Origin of the sequence: Brevibacterium sp. ZH18 (assembly GCF_022748595.1) — a bacterium.
Classification (GTDB): domain Bacteria; phylum Actinomycetota; class Actinomycetes; order Actinomycetales; family Brevibacteriaceae; genus Brevibacterium.
The window spans coordinates 66,771-85,274 of sequence record NZ_JALDSX010000013.1 but is presented as its reverse complement, the minus strand read 5'-3'; the positions used below and the strand labels follow the sequence as shown (position 1 = coordinate 85,274).

Genomic DNA, 18,504 nt, shown 5'->3' with positions numbered 1-18,504 from the left:
TCGGCGCTTGGGTGAGCGAAGCAGTGCTTCGTCAGCCGGCTTTCCTCAGCTGAGGTCGGCGGCGTGCGGTTCGATGAGGCCGCCGATCTCGCCGAGCTCGGCAGTCAGCGAATCGACATCGTCGAACGTGCGTGAGATGACCGTCAGGCGCTTCGCGTAGTGCCCGATCGGGTACTCCATCGTCATGCCGATGCCGCCGTGCATCTGGATCGACTCCTGGCTGATGTTGCGTGCCGTCTGGTCGATGATGATCTTCGCGGCGATGACATCGCGGTGGCGGTCCTTCTCGGAGCCGACCTCCTCGGAGGTGACCGCAAGGCGCGAGTACAGCGCCATGCTGCGGGCGTACTCGAGTTCGGCGTAGAGATCGGCAGCCCGGTGCTGCAGGGCCTGATTCGTGCCGATCGGAGCACCGAACTGCTCGCGGGTCTTCAAGTACTCGGCTGTCATCGTCAGCGAGGCTTCCATCGCGCCCACGGCCTCGGCCATGATCGCGGCGTTGGCGGTGTCGAGCACCTCGGCGACGACGGCGTGCGCGTCGGCAGAGTCGAGTCGCTGAGCGGCTGCGCCCTCGAAGCGGACGCTGGCGCTGCCCAGGCCGTCAGCCTGACGGTGGGCGGCGCGGCTGACGCCGTCGGCGTCGGCGGCGACGAGGAACAGGCCCAGGCTGCCGTTCTCGGTGGCCGTGACGATGAAGTGATCGGCGACGTCGCCGCCGAGCACGCTGTTCTTCTCACCGGTCAGGGTCACCGTTCCGTCAGCACCCGCCGAGGCGGTGGTGGACGGGGCGTCGACCGCGTAGCGCAGTCCGGGCTCGAGTGCGGCAAATGCGAGGAAGGTCCTGCCTTCGCAGACTGCAGGCAGGATCTCCTGCTTCTGCTCCTCATTGCCGGCCGCGAGGACCGCATTCGCGCCGAGCACGGCGGTGGCGAGGAACGGTTCGAGCACGAGTGCCCGACCGAAGGCCTCAAGGACCACAGCCACCTCGGCGAAGGTCATTTCCGCTCCGCCGTAGGATTCGGGCACGGCCAGACCGAGCAGGCCCATCTCTGCGAACTGGTTCCACTGGTCGCGGGAGATGCCCTCATCGCTGTGGAGGATCGCTTCGCGCGTCGCGGTGTCGTATTCGGTGCGGAGGTATTTGGTCAGCGTGGAGGCGAGCTCCTGCTGAATGTCGTTGAGTTCCAGATCCATTTCGTCCTCTTCCTAAGTGTCCTGAAGTTCGTGCGAACTCATCGTCGCGACCGGGCGAATGCGTCGTCGTTGCGACTGCCCGTCGTGGGAGGTGAGTTCAGCTGTCGCCTCAGAGACCAAGCAGTGCCTTGGAGATGATGCCCCGCTGCACCTCGGACGAACCGCCGTAAATGGTGACCTTGCGGGTATTGAAGTATGCAGGCAGAGCGTCGACGGCTCCGAGTGGGAGGTCGGAGAGTCCTTCGCCCTGGACGCGGTCCGTGACGAAGTCGAGACCCTGCGGTCCGAGAACGTCGACGAGGAGTTCGCTGATGTCCTCCTGCAGCTGTGAGCCCTTGAGCTTGAGCACAGAAGAGCGTGGGTCCGGCTTGTCCGATCCGGCTGCCTGCGTCGAGAGGATCCGCAGCTGCGTCATCTCGAGTGCGGTGAGCTCAGCTTCGATGCGAGTCAGGCGAGCGGAGAACAGCGGATCGTCGAGCAGCGTGCCCCGTGCGGTCTTCGTGACCGCGGCGTAGGCCTTGGCGCGAGCCACGTTGACCTTCGAACCGCCGATGCGGGCGATGCCGGTGCGCTCGTTGCCGAGGAGGAACTTCGCATAGGTCCAGCCCTTGTTCTCTTCGCCGACGAGATTCTCGACAGGGACCTCGACGTTGTCGAAGAACACTTCGTTGACCTCGTGTCCGCCGTCGATGAGCTGGATCGGGCGGACGGTGACCCCGGGCGTCTTCATGTCGATGAGCAGGAAGGAGATGCCCGCCTGCTTCTTCACGTTCGGATCGGTCCGGACGAGGTTGAACATCCAATCGCCGTACTGGCCCAGAGTCGTCCACGTCTTCTGGCCGTTGACGATGTATTTGTCGCCCTCGCGGACTGCAGTGGTCTTCAGCGAGGCGAGGTCCGAGCCGGCGTTGGGTTCGGAGAAGCCCTGGGACCACCAGATGTCGATGTTCGCTGTGGCTGGAAGGAAACGCTCTTTGATCTCCTGACTGCCGAAGGTCGCGATGACCGGGCCGACCATCGAAGTGTTGAAGGGCAGAGGCTGCGGGACGCAGGCCAGCTGCATCTCTTCGAGCCAGATGTGACGCTGGACCGGAGTCCAGTCCTGGCCGCCCCATTCGACGGGCCAGTTGGGAACGGCATAGCCGTTCTTGTTGAGGATCTGCTGCGAGGTGACCATGTCCTCTTTGCTCAGCTCCTGGCCTGTGGCGACCTTGAAGCGGAGCTCCTCAGGGATCTCGTTGCGGTAGAAGTGGCGCATCTGGTGCGCGAACTCGCGCTCCTCAGCGCTCAGAAGGGTGTCCATGAGAACTCCTTATTGATCGTTCGGTAACTTAACTCCATAGTACGGTTCGGTGTTCACGGTCACAAGTAGTCGCGGGCAAGTGTCGGCAGGGACAGTCGGTCATGGGGTTAGGGCGATGCTGCAATGTCGATGCGCATTGGGGTTTTGATCGCCCGAGAAGAAGGCCGACATTCGATCGGATCCGGCGGAAGGCGTGCCTGGGAGGGGATCCGCGGAAGGTGTGCCTAGGAGGGGATCCGCGCGCCTGGAATGTGAAAAGCCTGAAGTATTACCGTTTTGTGACAATCGGTCACCAGGAATGTTACAAATCCTTAACATTGCCCTGCTGGGCCTGTGTCCTGCCGTGAATCGGATCTAATATCAGAACAGTACCCCTCCATCAATCGGCAGCGATTGGATAAGCAAAAACAACAGATATTGTCGCATAATCGAGCGATTCCTCCACTGCGCGCTCGATATGCTCATTTTGAGAGAAGTGAACGGGATGGATATCGTGTCCCAAAGTTGTCGCGCATTCACAGGCGAATTGTGTGAGTCTCTCCTCGAGGTCGGTGGCCGTTTGCGCCATCGGGAGTTTCGTCCCCGGGTGCGGAACAGTCGAATTGCCTCTGGACCTGCATCTGCGGCTGTGGTGGGGGAATTCGCGCGCCGCTGCGGATCCGCTCCGGTCCGGTCGGCTGGTCGGGGAACGAAGTCCGAGCAAGCGGGCACGCCGCAGTGAAATCGGAAACAGCTCCGCTTCAGTCCGCACGAGCCGCGCAGGGCGGCAATCAGACAAAGATCACAGAGATCGCCCGAAGCCTCGCGGATCCTGACGTCTGCGGTGTGCTTGTCATCGGTGCGTCCGGCATGGGAAAGACCACGGTCATCAACGGTGTCGCCGCGACCGTCGATCCCGACGTGCCCGTCTTCCGCTTCCGCGGCTCAAGCCTGATCGCTTCCCGGAAACTGGGCATCTTCGAGGTTCTGCTTTCCAGCGAAGCCGAGCAGACCTCTGAGATCGCGTCGGGTGGTGCGGCACTGTCCATCATCAGTCGCATTTTCGATCGCGGGCACACTCCGGTTGTGGTCATCGACAATGCAGATCGAGTCGATGAACAGTCTCTGTCGATCGTCTCTCAGCTGACTGCCGCTGGACGGATCAAACTGGTGGCCGCGGCCGAAACGATCAGGCCTCCGGTCGATCTGCTGGCGGCGCTGTGGACCGCCGGCAGAGTCGTGCGCACGGATCTTGAGGGGATGGACGAGGCAGCCATCGCCGCCATCGCCCGGGAAACGGGGCACAAGCTCGACGATAGGACGATTGCCGCCTATAGGAAGAAGTCGCAGGGCAACCCCCGGATGCTGAGGAATCTCATCGTCGGCAGGACAGCGAGCGCCGGTTCCCGGCGCGGAGCCGACCATCGTGCACTGTGGAATGTGGTGCCGGTTCAGAAGAGGATCCTTGAACTGATCGCCATGGCCGGGGCACTGCCGTACGAAGCATTGCAGACCATGTGTGAGCCGGAGCTTCTCGACAATCTGGAAGAACGCGGAATCATCAGCATCACCAGAGGCAGGCACGCCGAGGTGTCGGTGGTCGAACCTGCGGTCGCTCAGAGCCTGCGTGACGGCGTTCGGCCATCGCAGAGTCTGCAGCTGCTCAGGGACATCACTCCGATTCTGGAGACGATTCCCCTTGTGGGGGCTGCGCTGTTCGGGCGGGTGAGATGGACGCAGGACTGGGGAGTCCCAGTTGACTCAGACAAGGTTCTCGGTGCCGCGATGTGGGCGAATGAGCGGGGAGACTTCGTCGCCGCGATCGACCTGCTGCGTAGCTCGAACTCTGAGGACCCCGAGATCCACCTCGAATTGGCGCGGGCGGAACGCGGCAGAGGAGACACGGTCGAGGCAGAGCTGATCGTCGATGGTCTGGTCTCCTCACCCCGGGCGGGGGAGGAGAGCGACCGATATCTCTCCCGCTTGGCGTGCCTCGAACTGAGATTGACCGACCCGCGCGAGCCGCACACTCTGCGCACCGAGTGGGTTCGCGACCGATTGCAGAACGTCGTCGACACAGGCCGCTTGGATGTCACCCGGGCTCAGTTCGACGTGCGCGGAGGGCGTTTGGAAGAGGGACGGAAGTTGTCTGAGAAGGTCTTCCGCAATCGCGACTGTCTGCCCCGTCACCGACAGCGTGCCTGCTCGCTTCTGGGAAAAATCGAAATCATGTACGGCCGCATCGAGCGGGGACTCGAGTACCTGACTCAGGCCGAGATGATGTTCGACCTGCCGGATACGACCAGCTTCGAAGTGGAGGACTCTGCGCCGCAGATCTTCATCGGCCGCTATCTGGCCGGAGACTGGGAACGTGCTCGCACGACATTGCAGCGACTGACTCCCCTGCGCGCTGATTCGGCCATTGCCGCAGCTCTCGTCGATTTGTGGACCGGGCACATCGCACGAGCGCAGCAGACTCTCGTCACGGTCAAGTCGAACGGTCCCGAGCGTGGCGACGACCATGCTCTCATGCAGGCAGCCCTCCACCTGGCCGAAGGGCTGCAGCAGATGCGAGAGACGTCGACTCGGCGTCCTGCGACAGCGGTGCCCGAGGATCGGGTTGCCCGAGCTCGCAAGGGCGAACGGACAGGGCGCAGTTCGGCCGATGGTGACTTGGAGTCGATTCGTGGTGTTCCGCGCGCCGATTACGACTGGTGCTCGGAATATCTTGCTGATCTGCTCGAACTCGAGGCCCAGGCGCTGGGCGGCCCTGCAGGGATCGCCGACCAGATGCACCGCCTCGGTGCCGAGGCTGCGGGGCGGGGAGCCCATACTCTGGCCGCCTATGCCTGGATGGAGGCGAGCCGACACGGCAGTTCAGCGGCGCAGTTGGACCTGCGCAGCGCTGCAGAGAACATCGATGGCGATCTCGGGCGTCTGGCATCAGCGGTTGCCGAAGCCTGCCTCGGCGATGACTATGCGGCGGTGATCGCCGCCGCAGATGAAGCACTGAGCTTCGGCGCTGTCGTGATGTGCGCTGATCTGGCACGCTCAGCGCGTTCCAGGGCTGTGCAGAACCGGGATTCGGCTGCCGTCAGACAAGCGCGAATGCTGCTGGACTCGAGTCTGCGCGCGATCACTTTCGATGCCGGTGGTGCGGATCTGTGGGGGATGCTCTCCGCGATTGAGAAGCAGCTGGTGGCCGGTGTGGCCGAGGGCGCAAGCAACTCCGAGCTCGGAGCTCGGCTGCATCTTTCGGTGCGGACAGTGGAGTGGCACCTCGGCCGTCTCTATCGACGTCTGCACGTCAGCGACCGTCACGAACTCAATCAGATCGCACGGAGTCTGGCATGACTCGGCAACGGCCATTTGGACCCCCACCGCTCTTCGGCCGTGCGGACCAGCTTCGGATCATTGAGGAATCGCTGACTGATTCGTCCATGGTCGGCATCCTCATTGAGGGAGATGTCGGCATGGGGAAGACGCGATTGGCGAAGGAGGTGCATGGGCGCCGAGGCGGGAAGGAGCACTGGCTGCGTGCCGACCGGGTGCTCAGCCAGATTCCATTCGGCGTCTTCGGGATGATCGTCGACCTCGACGAACCGGGTGGCCTGCAGAGGCGAGTCATATCGGCGATGACCGGGGATGCCAAGGTGCCGACTGTATTCGTCGACGATGCGCACTTCCTCGACGAATACAGTCTCCGCATGCTCACTCAGCTCGCTGCCGCCAGCACGATCAGATTGGTGGCGACGACCCGCCACTCCGCCGGTGATGAAGTCTGGCCGTTCGCCGACCTGGTCGACGAGCAGGTGCTTGCGCAGATGATGCTCGAGCCGCTCGCCCCAGAGGATCTGCGGACTGCGGTGGAGCGCAGTTTCGGAGGGATCGCCGCACAGGGAGCCATCGACATCATCGATTTCCATTCGGGACGCAATCCAGGCAAGCTGCTGGAGCTCCTCGAATACTGCCGAAGGAAGAATCGCCTGCTGTCACGGAAGGGCGTCCTGGTGCTCGACGGACTCGACATCGATTTCGACGTCCGGGCACGGGACTTCGCACGCGTCGACCTCGACCAGTATTCGACGGAGGAGAAGGAAGCTCTTGAGCTGGTCGTCATGGCCGGTGAGATCGACATCGATCTGATGATGTCGATCGGACTCGGGCCAGCAGCCGACCACCTCGTCGACGTGGGTGAGCTGCGCATCCTGGGAGATACCGCTCGGGTCTACGTCGCACGTGAACACCATGCGTCGGAGACGCTGCGATACAGCGCCCCGATCGGGCGCAGCCGGAAGTGGTACGGCATAGTCCGCGACTATCCGGACCATCCCGGTCCGCGGTCTCGGATGCTCAGGACGGAATGGGCACTGGGATGTGGAGTTGCCGTAGACGAACGGCAGGTCATCGATGCTGCGATGACCGCAATCGACTCAGCTGACTGGCATCGAGCTCTGCGAATCATGTCCGATGTTCCGACTGATCGGCTGAGCGCGCCGGAGCTGTACGAATTGGCGTGCCTCTATTGCAATGTCGGACAGGTGGCGCTGGGTCTCGATCTGCTTGCTCACTGTCTGCACAAGGCACGCTGCCGGGGGCTCGTCGTCACCGCAGCAGTGCTCTGGGCCAACCGGCAGATCACACGCCGGTCAGTGGCACTCGAAGCCGCCGACTTCACGGCGGCCCTCGACAGGCTGACCGCACCCGAGCGCGACTGCTGCATCGATGAGAACTGTCACCTGAACGGAAAGGGCGTCGATCAGAAGGCGGCGAAGAGATGTCCTGCTGAAGCTCTCGACGACGCGACAGCGAGAACTCTGCTGGAGACGGTCGAATCCGTTGTCAGCACTCACGGTCAGCAGGACAGGGAGCGGCTGCGCCAACAGGCTCTCGATGTTGCTCTGCCGGGTGTGTACCGGATGGCGGCGGCACTCCTCTGCGGGGCCCTCGAACTGGAGCAGGGGCAGGTCGGGCACGCGGATGAGATTCTCTCCCTGGTGAGACGCGAACTCTCCACTCTGGGGATGGGGACCATGGTCATCAGGATGCTCGAAGCTCGGGTGCTGATGGAGCACGGCGACTTGACGGCCGCTCGGCGGTCACTGCAGCTGCCGCAGTCGAGCGATATCGCCCATATCGCTTCTCAAAGTGGGACCAGCGACATGATGGAGGCAGAGATCGCTTTGCTCGAGGGCAACCTGGACGCGGCCCTACGCTCGGCTCGAGCCGGTGTCGAGGCTCTCGATCACTGGAAGCAGTTCTCCCTACTCGGCTCGGCGCTGGGTGTGGCGCAGTACGTGGCCACGCTCAGCGGTGAGACGGACATGGCAGAGGACTTCGACGCCAGGTTCGACGATGTCGTGCTCTCCGGCTCGCACATCGAACCTAGACGGGCACTGGTGTTCACCCTCATCTCCCGGTGGCTGCGGACCTCCGATCCGGAATCCGAGAGGCAGCTGCGGCAGATGCTTGACGATGCGGATCGGAACCAGGCATACGGTCTGAGCGCACAGATCCGCTATCTGCTGTTTCGCCACCTCGGGGAAGTCGATGTTGACGAGATGCGTCGCATCGCCGCATTGGGTGAGGGGCCGGCATTCCGAATTCTCGGAGCAGTGGGGGAGGCGCTGTGGGCAAAGGACGCAGAGGCGCTGCTGAGGATCGCTGATGCCGAACGCTCGTCCGCCCCGGATGTCGCTGCCAGATGTGTGCAGATGGCCAAGGACCGACTTCACCACCGCGGCAGCGTACCCTTCTCGCCCGGATCATACGACCAGACCGTCGAGCTGACGGAACGGGAGCGAGAGATCTGCGGTCTTCTGGTCAAAGGAATGTCGAATGCGGAGATAGCTGACGTGCTCGGAGCGGCGGTGAGGACAGTGGAAGGGCATGCTTACCGGTTGTATCGAAAGCTCGGAGTCACCCGTCGTCATCAGGTCGCCGAGGCTCTGGCGCGGCTGAATATCGAAGCTGTCGGTGCCGCGAAGCAGGAGTCCGAGAACCTCTAGTCTCACACCGTCTATGAGTTCGGGCGGATGCGGGCGGAGCAGGACCGATCGAAGCGGTTCGCAAACTGTTTTCGGGAAACCGCAAAGATATCGGATCCCACTCATGGGGCGGGTGTAGTGAAACTACTATGAGGGGCATCGGGATGAAATTCAGTGACTTCTGAAATCGAACTGAATACGTCATTCCGAGTGGATATTCGTGTCATTGCGGCAGCTGTGCATTTCGGTGCGGGGTAATTGTCCGATAATCCCGGGGTAACGGGACGCCGAATTTAGGAGGGCGACATGAGCGCTGAATCTGTGACGATTGTGATCGGCTCCGCGGGCCGACGTCTCTATCTCATTGATTGGTTTCGTGCCGCATTCGACACGCTCGGTCTCAACGGGCGAATCATCGTCGCTGAGAACGACCCCTCGAGTGCTGCTGCGTCCTATGGTGATGAGACCCGACTGCTGCCGAGATACACCGACCCAGGCTACGGCGAAGAGATACTCAGCCTGGTTGACGACGTCGAGCCGAGGCTCTTCCTCTCAGCGAACGACTATGAGTTGATGCAACTCCATGTGAACACCGGAATCGCGGATTCGCTGCGTGACCGCGGGGTCTTCGTTCCCGGGGTGTCTGCCGCATGGCAGGTCGGCTGTGCCGACAAACTCCGGATGGCGCAGATGCTCGAAGCTGTTGCCGTTCCGACGCCGAAGACGGTGAGGGGGAGCGATCTGGGCAGCCTTCTCGCAGATGTGGGAGAGAGCGACGAATTCGTGGTGAAGCACCGCTTCGGCAGTCGTTCCTCCGGATTGGCGGTGGCGACCCGGAGCACGGTCGACGAGGCTGTGGCGAATTCTGCGAGAAGTGTTCCATGGCGTGCTGATCGTACAGATCCTCGGGACGACGTCGTCGTCCAGCCGAAGATGCCGGGCAGCGAATACGGCGTGGACATCGTCTCGAGCCTGTTGGACCCCGGCCCGCTCACGGGGGTGTTCGCGCGCCGCAAGCTGCGGATGCGCGCCGGTGAGACGGACAAGGCCGTCACAGTCGACCCCGGACCGTTCCGAGAAGCCTCGGGAACGATCGCCCGTGCCGCCGGGCTGTCTGGGCTCATCGATGTCGACATGTTCCTCGATGATCAGGGCCGGGCCTCGGTGATCGATATCAATCCTCGATTCGGCGGCGGGTATCCATTCGTGCATCTGGCAGGAGCTGACGTTCCGCTTTACTACATGGGCCAGATCTTCGGAATCCCGGTGGACGAGGGGTGGAATCGATACGAGTCGGGCGTCATCTCGGCGAAGTATCAGGAAACTCGCGTGACAGCTCGCGGGTCCCGGGAGGGCAACGACTCTTCCACCTCAGTTGAACACACATAGGCGGTGGGCGAGCGCGGTGGCACAGCAGTGTCGTCGACTGCAGCGTCCGAACTCGCACTGGAAAGGCAGTAATGAACTCCATAGAACATCCTCGGATCACTGGTCCGCCGACACCGGCCTTCGTCATCGATGAATCGGCGCTCAACCTTCTGGTCAATCGATTCCAGAATGCCTTGGCGAAACATTGGCCTCATTCCGTCATGTCGTATTCCGTGAAGACAAACCCACTGCCTTGGCTGCTGACCTATATGAAACGACAGGGAGTCTGGGCCGAAGTCGTCTCGGACTCTGAATACAGGCTGGTGCGGGCACTCGGCTTCGCGCCGGAGCAGATCGTGTACAACGGTCCAGTCAAGAGCCGTGCAGTCCTTCGGGCCGCACTGCGCAACGGTTCACTGACCAACCTCGACTCCAAACGAGAGATCAGGTGGGCTGCGGAGCTGGCCCAGGAGGACTCTAGTCTGGATGTGCGTGTCGGGCTCAGAGTCAATTGGGACCTCGAAGCACTGTGCCCGGGCGAAAGCACCGTGATCGGTGCCGATAGTCGGTTCGGCTTCGACTTCGACAATGGCGATCTCGAGGCAGCGATCGTGGAACTGTCTGCTGCAGGTGCGACTGTCGTCGGCCTTCACATGCATCGGAATTCCCAGACGAAGAGTCTGCAGGTGTATCGAGCGGCCGCCGGAGTCGCCGCCAAGATCATCGCGAAGCTCGATCTCGACCTGGACTGGATCGATATCGGCGGCGGCTTCTTCGGGAGTCTCAATGACACGACGGGGTTCGACGACTACATCTCCTGCATTCATGCCGAACTCGCTGCGGTCGTCGACGTCGGTCGCACTCAGCTGGTCATCGAACCAGGGGGCTCGGTGATCGCCAATCCGGTGGAATTTCATGCGCAAGTGCTCGATACCAAGGACATCGGGCGACAGCGCTTCGTCATCACCGATACCAGCAGGACCGACATCGATCCTCTCTTCCGAAAGAAGGCCGTCTACGACATCGACACCGAGGCGGCTCTGGGAACGAGTCATCCTGAGCAGGTGATCGCCGGCTTCACCTGTATGGAGGACGACCGGCTGATGGTGTTGAAGGACTCGCCGAAGCTCGTCGAGGGGGACCGGATCGTCTTCAGACGAGTGGGGGCGTACACCATGTCGTACGGCTCGTCGTTCATCGAGTTTCCGCCTGCCGTCTATGTCCTCCATGAGAATCAGCTGACGCTTGTGCGTCGCGCGGGTGACGTCGAGGATTACCTTCAGGGCAATCTGTGGGCAGACGGGCAACTGCCGCCGACAGCCGCTTCGCCCGCATAGTCTGCGGCAGCGAAATCGCGTCCTCTGACGCTGGTGAGAGCGTGATGACGTCAGCTGAATTCGACTGAGTAGCGGAACCAGTGCTGTCTTCGTCGTGACTGAGTACTGACTGGAATATGTCCGGGCATGACCACCTGTCTGAGTGCTCTCGGTGACGGAATCATGAGGGCATGGACAACAACAGGCCGCTGCGCACGCAGCTGAGGAACGACGATGATTCAGGCGCTGGGCGGAACTCATCATGCAGGCACTGATTCGTCGCGCCGAGCTTGATCAGCTGTGCAACCTTCTCGATCGTCACAGTGCGGCTGCGGTCATCAGCCCACCGGGTCTGGGTGGTGATGAGATCCTCAAGGCGTTGGAAGCCGAGTCGACCGTGCCGGTCATCCGAGTTCCCAACGGCCAGACGGAATTTGCGCGGACCTATACGGGCTTGGAGATCGTTCTCGCCTCGCTGCGCTCCCTCGAACTCGGGAACTTCGAATCGACGGAGCTGGAGAGCCGGCTGAAATCGGAGAAGTCCGACGACCCGGACTCGGTTCGCGTGATTGCGGACGAGGTCACGAGGCTGATCGGCAGCATGGAATCGGAACAGGGAGTTCTGGTCATCGTCCCGGGAGCCGATGCGATGGACCAGCCCTCGCAGTTCGTCCTCGGTCACATGCTGCGACGCATGGCGGGAAGTAGTCTGAAGATCGCGGTCTCGACCGGTGCGCTGTCCCCGACGAGTCTGCTGGCCGGTGTTCCGTGCGTGGAGCTGCGACACCTGAGCGACAGCCGGATGCTCGAGCTGGCGGACGAGCTGACTTCTGGACGGGTAGCCGCGGGGGTCGCCGCTGTGGCAGTGCGGACCGCCTCGGGGCGACCGTCGGCTCTGCGTCAGCTGCTCGAACGCCTGCCTACTAACCAGATGGAAGGATCGCAGGCGCTGGACCTGCCGTTGCGTTTGGGGCCGAATGCTGACGGGATGGTCTCGGTCGCGAAGAACGACCTCGGCGATGAGGCCGAAGTGCTGCTGGGCCTCATGTCATTGGCGCCGCTGTCCCCACGGCCCGCCGTTCTCGGAGCGTCTCGGGAAGCACAGGAATGGTTCTCGGAGCTTGAAGCCCGGGGCACCGTCGAGAAGGACGGTGTGTACTGCCGCTTCTCGGAGGAGTTGGCTCGGGTCTGCACACATCGGACGCTGAGTGTTGACGAGCGCTTGGCCGGTCACTCGCTTCTCGCGCAGCGGTGCGAGGAGAGCTACCCCGAACTCAACCGTTGGCATCGGTCCTTCATCGATGCCACGGAGGAGACTCCGCGTCAGCTTCTCGCCGATGCCTGCGCACTGGTTTCGGAAGGACTGGACTGGGCCGGAATCGAGTTCGCGGAACGAGCTCTCGCACTCAGCATGGAGCTCGGACCGATCTCCACGCTTCTGAATGATCTCGCCGCGCGTCTGATCGACCTCGGGCAGATCGACTTCGCACTGCGCTACCTCGCCTATGCTGCTCGAAGCGCGGACGTGAGAGTCCTCGTCCGAGCTCGTACGCTGCGTGTGTGGGCCGAATTCCTTGTCCAGCAGTCCGTCCCCCTGCGTCTGCGCAATCAGTGGAGCCGCAGCGAAGTGACCACGGCGCCCGCCGAGGTGGCCCATCTGCAATTGGTCATCGCCCTGTGCCATGCGCTGAGGAGGGAAACGGCCGAGGCGCACGAACTGTTGGACAACGCGAGCAGTCTGCGCGCTCACTTCGACGATCGATCCACGCGGCTGTACCGCTCTCTGGACGTTCTGCTCGAATGCGGGCGAGGTCATGACGAGCGTGCGGTAGAGGACTTCAGGGCGCTCGATGCGGCCGAAGACTCAGATCCGGTCTGCCTGCTCCTGCTCTCAATAGGGCTGATGGCAGCTGAGAACTACGACTCGGCTCTCGCGACGCTGGACTGCCTGGACACATGTGGGGCGCGGGAGACCATCTGGGACACACAGGCCAGGTACGTGCGCGCCGAGATCGCGATTCGCCGGGGCGATATCGGCCTGGCCATCGCGCTCATCGATAAATTCGCGTCCTCGGCCGTATCCGGTGGACTGATCCGCCGAGATCGTCAGCTGCTGCTGCAGTGCTGGAGCCTCCTTGCCCAGGGACGGGCCAGTGATGCGGAGACTGTCGAAGCAGCGCTGACGGCGCACGCCGTAGCATCCCAGAACCTCAGTCTTGTGGCCGAACTCAATGCGATCCAGGGGAACTATCTGCTGCGTATGGGTCTTCCCGCCGAGGCGGTGCGCCACCTGCATCGTTGCGAAGAGTTGGCCTCGGGTGAGCTCAACCCCAATGTCATTCGCTTCGAGCCGGATCTCATCGAGGCTCTGATCGCGACAGGGCGGCGAGAGCACGCAGGAATGCTGGTCCGGGTGTTCCACGGCAGAGTCGAGAGAGCGCCGTCTCGCTGGGCGGAACTGGCGCTCGAGCGGTCTCGTATCCTCCTGCTTCCCGATGGTGCGGGGATCGAAGCCATGGGCAGGCTGCTCGGTTCGTGGCGTCCGGGTGACTCTCAGTTCGACAAGGGTGTAACCCTGCTGGTGATGGCCCGACGGCTGGCAGATTCTGGTGCCCATGCAGGGGCCGCCGAGCGGGCCCGTCTGGCGGTGGGGATATTCCGTGAAGTCGGTTCCGACCACCTGGCAGACGCCGCCCGGCCAGAACATGCAGAGACTCATGTGGAGCCGGTGTGCAACGGCCTGCTTGACCGATTGAGCGCGGACGAACGAGCGGTCGTCGATCTGGTGCGCGAAGGGCTGAAGAATCGGGAGATCGCACTGCGGATATTCGTCTCGCTGCGCACTGTGGAACTCCGGCTGACCTCTGTGTACCGCAAGTTGGACGTCACCTCGCGAACTGGGCTCATCGCTCGGTTGGCGAATGGTTCCGGACTCCCCGTGGCCTGAACACGAAGGAGGCCGCAGAAACTCAACGGTCTCCCGCAAGCCTGCAGCAGGACGAGAGGCAGCAGCGCCGTGCATGCCTAGCCTGAGAACCAGAAGAGAGTGAGGAGCGCGTCACCATGTTGACTGACGAAACGAGCTTCAGCAGTGAACCATGCAGCCAGGGTCCCGGCACTGTCGCGATCAGAACCGTCCTACTTGACCGGGAGCAGTGAGATGACCGGATACCACGTCGTCAAAAGGGTGCTTGATTTTCTCAGCGCTCTGGTTGCACTGGTCGTCCTCTCGCCGGTCCTCATCGTCATCTGCATCCTGATCCTTCTCTTTCTCGGTGCGCCGATCTTCTTCCACCAGGAGAGAGTGACGAAAGGCGAACGGATCTTCCGGCTGTGGAAATTTCGCAGTATGCGCAACGTCGATCCTGAGCGGGGATTCGTCTCCGATGGCCAGAGGATGACTCGTTTCGGCCGACTGCTGCGGTCGAGCAGCTTGGACGAACTGCCAAGCCTGTGGAACGTGCTGCGCGGCGACATGAGCCTGATCGGTCCGCGGCCACTGCCCATCCGCTATCTGCCCCACTACTTGGACGAGCAGCGCCGTCGGCATGAGGTGCGCGGAGGGCTGAGTGGAATGGCGCAGGTCAACGGACGTAACCGCGTGCGTTGGGATGACAGATTCGATCTTGACGTCGAATATGTGGATGCAGTGAGCTTCGGTCTCGACCTGCGCATACTCATTAGCACAATTGCGATTGTGCTCCGCGCTGATGGAATCAGCCAGGAAGGCGAAGTGACAGCTGACAATTTCGGCGGCACATTGAAATCGGAACTGCTGGTGTTCGACCAGAGGTCCCGGACCGAGACCATCACTACATGGGCGGTGAGCAGCACTGCCGGACACGAGATCGGATGCTGCGAGATATCAGTCTTGAGCGCCGAATCGCTCCTGCTCCGATTCGACGACTGCTCAGCAGCCGCACCGGACATCGAAGTCCGACGAGAGGTCGTGAGACTGCTGACGAATCGGTCACGGGCGACCGAGGCCGACTTCGCTGTGTGTGCGCTGCGCGCTGACAGCGCGGATCGTTCAGTACTGACAGAGGTCGGATTCCAGGAGATCGCGGACCCAGAGGAACAGCTGAAATTCGGACATACACCGGAGGTCGACTCCATCCTCGCGGTCTGCAGGCTGTGGCCGGACGAGGCCGTCAACGCTGCCTGGCCCCGTCTCATCCCACGTGACCACGCGCCGGCCGAGGTGCGCCGGAGCATTCCGGCGGTATCCGGGTTCCCGAGGGCGGATGCAGGCAGATGACGAGAGCGGCAGTGAATGGGGACTGGGCGGTGATGCCCACAGACTTTCGGATACTCGTCGTCGGCAGGGACAATGTCTGCCGTTCTCCTCTGGCGAAAAGGATGCTCCAGCACGATCTCGACACCGAAGCTCCAGGTGAGTTCACTGTGTGCAGTGCCGGAACTCAGGCCGCCTCTGGGCGTCCGGCCGCAGTGGAGGTGCTGCGACTGGCGTCGCGCCGGGGACTTCGCCTGCATGGATTCGTCGCCAGTCAGCTTGATGAGGCGATGATCTCTGAAGCCGATCTCATCCTGGTCATGGACAGGGAGCTCAGACGCGAGGTCGTGGGTGTGAGTCCGAGGGCACTTCGGAACACGTTCACCCTGCGCGAGTTCGCCCGTATCCTTCCCACCGTGCGGCCCGAGGCGCGGGCGACGCGGACCGGGAGGTGGCAGTCGCTTGTCGCCCTTGCCCCCCGTTATCGAACTCCTCCGGAGGGAGACGGGAGCGGTGATGACGTCGTCGACCCGCGAAATCGGTCGGCACGGGCGTATGAACGGATGAGTACACAGATAGTCTCCGCCATTGAGACGATTCGCGCATGGGACGTGCAGGGATGCACTCCCGCCAGCAGTCGCTGAGGGCGGGGTTCTGTCCGAATAGTCCCGGATGAGCCTGGAGCGGCAGCAGCCTCCGCAGGGTCATTGTGGGACCAGCATCCGCAGGGTCATTGCGGGACGCCGCAAGCTCCGGAATGAGACTGACCGCCCTGATTCCGCCGACAGTACAGTTGGAGCCAAACATCACCGCCGCTGTTCGCACTTCAACCTGATTGGACCTGAGATGAGCATCATCGACTTCATGCGGATAGTGCGGAAGAACGCCGCACTGCTGATCGTGATGGTATTGGCAGGTGGTATCGGCGGTGTGGGTGTGTTCATGATGCTCCCTGACGAGTACACCTCGCAGACCGAGCTGTTCGTGTCCACGGTCGAGGCCTCGAATCCGGATCAGAAGCAGATCGCGTCGGCCTTCGTCCAGGAACGGCTGAGGACCTATGTTGATCTGGCCGACTCCCGACTCGTGCTTGAGCCGGTCATTCGGGATTTGGGACTGAAGCTCAGTCCCGAGAAGCTGGCTGAGTTTGTGTCAGCCTCGTCCGACCATGGAACCGTGCTGCTCACAATCAGCGGGACTTCCACAACGCCAGGCGGTGCAGCTCGACTGTCCGAGGCAGTGGCGAACAACCTCACCACAACGATCACCGATCTCGAATCCCGTCATGGCAAGGCGCAGTCGGGCATTCGTCTGGCTGTAGCCAACGACGCGAGCGTTCCGACGGCGACCAGTGGACCTGTCAGGTGGGTCTGCGCTGCGATCGGCGCCTTGCTGGGAGCGGCGCTGGGCATTGCAATTGCGCTGTTCCGATCTGCGGTGGACTCCAAGGTCCGAGATATCGCCGATGTTCGTGAAGTCACCTCGGCGCCGATTCTTGCCTCGGTGCCAGTGAGGAGCGAGTCCGAGACCCGGCCTGAGGTGACGGCGACCAATCAAGACTCCCCATATGCGGAGGCGATTCGGCGCATGCGGACCAACTTGCGATTCGCTCGAGTCGAGGACTCGAACAATGTCATTGTGGTCACGTCATCGGTTCCTGCCGAGGGAAAGACCTCGACAAGTGTGCAGCTTGCAATTTCGTTGGCGCAGTCAGGGCAGAGAGTGGCCTTGGTCGATGTCGACCTGCGCCAGCCTGCTGTGGCGGACAAACTCGGACTGGAGAACTCCGCGGGGCTGACGACAGCCTTAGTAGGTGCCGCGGACGTCCATGATCTGCTGCAGCCGTGGGGACAGGACGAACTCTATGTGCTGACGGCAGGTGAGAGAGTCTCCAACCCTGTGGAGCTCATCGATTCGAGGTCGATGTCTGCACTCATGACGGTTCTTCGCAATGACTTCGACACAGTCATTCTCGACTGTCCGCCGGTGCTGCCGGTCGCGGACGGACTGCTGTTGGCGAAGACAGCTGGACGGATCATCCACGTCATCGCTGTGAATGAGATCTCGCACAATGAGTTGGAAGAAGCTCTGAAAGACCTGTCCGTAGTCGATACTCCGATCAGTCTCGTCATCAACAAAGTCCCATTGGGACATGCGGACCTGACCGGATATTCGAAGACGTATGCGCCAGCAACGTCAGCGGCCGCCTTGTCTCCTGAACCCGGTCGCGGAGCGACGCTGAGCGGGGAGCACACAGTCCTCGACGAACACGCGGAGCCGGCTGGCTGGCTGGTGGGAGAGCTCAGTGCCGAGAACTCGACACGCTCACCGCGGGTCTGGCCGGGAGCTCGCACTCGGGCGGTCTCGCCGCGAGTTCGAGGATCGGCCGATGCAGCCACGAGGTCCGGGGCCAGAGGACGGGCCGCCGACAAGTGACGACCAAGGGTGAGCCGCCGTCTGAATCGTTCATCCGGTCCGCCGGGGACGGACGAGGCGATGAATACAGAATTCTCGTGGTCTGCACCGGAAACCTCTTCCGTTCACCGCTTGCCGCCGGTCTGCTGCAGCAGGGGTTCGACGAAGTCGCTCCTGGACGATTCATCCTCGACAGTGCGGGTACAGCGGGAGTGAGCGGAGCAGGTGCGACGAACGATGTGCGGTCCCTGGCGAGGGATTGGGGAATCGACCTCAGTGAGTTTCGCGCCAAACGACTGCAGAGCTCCGACATCGTCAACGCGGATCTGGTGATCGGCATGGAGCGGTGGCATCGGAGCCAGGTGGTGACGCTCGACCCGCGTGCGCTCAGACGAACCTTCACCCTGCGCGAATTCGCACGGATCATTCATCCACTTTCGCCGACCGGCGAATCTTCCTCCCGGCAGCGCTGGGAGAACCTGGTCTCACTGGCACAGCGTTCCCGCATGCCGCCTTCCGACGGGCCGGAGTTCGACGATGTGGTCGATCCGCATGAAGATTGGGATGCAATCAGCCAGTTGATGATCGACCAGATGCTCCCGAGCGTCTACGAGATGGTCGACTGGGAGTACCAGCACGGACCCCTCGAACGAGCCTGATGCCGCGTTCCGGACCATCCGGAGGTGGGGCTGGGCCGACGCGCCCTCG

The 18,504-nt window shown here is 62.3% G+C and carries 11 protein-coding genes; 9 read left to right on the top strand and 2 right to left on the bottom strand.

The window, feature by feature from the left end:
• Window positions 1-45 precede the first annotated feature (45 nt).
• Together MPN20_RS07365 and MPN20_RS07360 are read right to left on the bottom strand one after the other, a co-directional pair.
• Complete coding sequence (locus MPN20_RS07365; RefSeq protein WP_242780853.1) at window positions 46-1,194, bottom strand: acyl-CoA dehydrogenase family protein; 1,149 nt, start codon at window positions 1,192-1,194, stop codon at window positions 46-48.
• Between the two features lie 109 nt (window positions 1,195-1,303).
• On the bottom strand, window positions 1,304-2,497 hold the full coding sequence (locus tag MPN20_RS07360) for an acyl-CoA dehydrogenase family protein (RefSeq protein WP_242780852.1): 1,194 nt from the start codon (window positions 2,495-2,497) through the stop codon (window positions 1,304-1,306).
• Window positions 2,498-3,214: 717 nt separating this feature from the next.
• On the opposite strand from MPN20_RS07360, the gene MPN20_RS07355 reads away from it, so the two are divergent.
• From MPN20_RS07355 to MPN20_RS07315, 9 genes are all read left to right on the top strand, one after another.
• A complete protein-coding gene (locus tag MPN20_RS07355; RefSeq protein WP_242780851.1) occupies window positions 3,215-5,830 on the top strand; it encodes a LuxR family transcriptional regulator in 2,616 nt (871 codons plus the stop codon).
• A complete protein-coding gene (locus MPN20_RS07350) occupies window positions 5,827-8,484 on the top strand; it encodes a LuxR C-terminal-related transcriptional regulator (RefSeq protein WP_242780850.1) in 2,658 nt (885 codons plus the stop codon). Before MPN20_RS07355 ends, MPN20_RS07350 begins: the two co-directional genes overlap by 4 nt.
• A 285-nt stretch (window positions 8,485-8,769) precedes the next feature.
• Entirely contained in the window at window positions 8,770-9,852 is a 1,083-nt protein-coding gene (locus tag MPN20_RS07345) for an ATP-grasp domain-containing protein (RefSeq protein WP_242780849.1), read from the top strand.
• 71 nt (window positions 9,853-9,923) lie between these two features.
• Window positions 9,924-11,168, top strand: coding sequence for a hypothetical protein (locus tag MPN20_RS07340; protein ID WP_242780848.1), 1,245 nt, complete (start codon window positions 9,924-9,926; stop codon window positions 11,166-11,168).
• A 241-nt stretch (window positions 11,169-11,409) separates the two neighbouring features.
• Window positions 11,410-14,094: a helix-turn-helix transcriptional regulator gene (locus tag MPN20_RS07335; RefSeq protein WP_242780847.1), complete on the top strand. Its 2,685-nt coding sequence runs from the start codon at window positions 11,410-11,412 to the stop codon at window positions 14,092-14,094.
• 213 nt (window positions 14,095-14,307) lie between these two features.
• Window positions 14,308-15,405 (top strand): sugar transferase, encoded by a 1,098-nt coding sequence (locus MPN20_RS07330; protein WP_242780846.1) that lies wholly within the window; start codon window positions 14,308-14,310, stop codon window positions 15,403-15,405.
• A gap of 32 nt (window positions 15,406-15,437) precedes the next feature.
• Window positions 15,438-16,025 (top strand): low molecular weight phosphatase family protein, encoded by a 588-nt coding sequence (locus tag MPN20_RS07325; protein ID WP_242780845.1) that lies wholly within the window; start codon window positions 15,438-15,440, stop codon window positions 16,023-16,025.
• A 202-nt stretch (window positions 16,026-16,227) separates the two neighbouring features.
• Window positions 16,228-17,817, top strand: a complete 1,590-nt coding sequence (locus tag MPN20_RS07320; RefSeq protein ID WP_242780844.1) for a polysaccharide biosynthesis tyrosine autokinase — start codon at window positions 16,228-16,230, stop codon at window positions 17,815-17,817.
• Complete coding sequence (locus MPN20_RS07315; RefSeq protein ID WP_242780843.1) at window positions 17,814-18,455, top strand: hypothetical protein; 642 nt, start codon at window positions 17,814-17,816, stop codon at window positions 18,453-18,455. The genes MPN20_RS07320 and MPN20_RS07315 overlap by 4 nt, the downstream gene beginning before the upstream one ends.
• The last annotated feature ends 49 nt before the right edge of the window (window positions 18,456-18,504 follow it).

Bases quoted from the DNA above. Each gene is read 5' to 3' on its own strand.
- MPN20_RS07365 (WP_242780853.1), bottom strand. From the start codon at position 1,194: ATGGATCTGGAACTCAACGACATTCAGCAGGAGCTCGCCTCCACGCTG.
- MPN20_RS07360 (WP_242780852.1), bottom strand. From the start codon at position 2,497: ATGGACACCCTTCTGAGCGCTGAGGAGCGCGAGTTCGCGCACCAGATG.
- MPN20_RS07350 (WP_242780850.1), top strand. From the start codon at position 5,827: ATGACTCGGCAACGGCCATTTGGACCCCCACCGCTCTTCGGCCGTGCG.
- MPN20_RS07345 (WP_242780849.1), top strand. From the start codon at position 8,770: ATGAGCGCTGAATCTGTGACGATTGTGATCGGCTCCGCGGGCCGACGT.
- MPN20_RS07340 (WP_242780848.1), top strand. From the start codon at position 9,924: ATGAACTCCATAGAACATCCTCGGATCACTGGTCCGCCGACACCGGCC.
- MPN20_RS07335 (WP_242780847.1), top strand. From the start codon at position 11,410: ATGCAGGCACTGATTCGTCGCGCCGAGCTTGATCAGCTGTGCAACCTT.
- MPN20_RS07330 (WP_242780846.1), top strand. From the start codon at position 14,308: ATGACCGGATACCACGTCGTCAAAAGGGTGCTTGATTTTCTCAGCGCT.
- MPN20_RS07325 (WP_242780845.1), top strand. From the start codon at position 15,438: ATGCCCACAGACTTTCGGATACTCGTCGTCGGCAGGGACAATGTCTGC.
- MPN20_RS07320 (WP_242780844.1), top strand. From the start codon at position 16,228: ATGAGCATCATCGACTTCATGCGGATAGTGCGGAAGAACGCCGCACTG.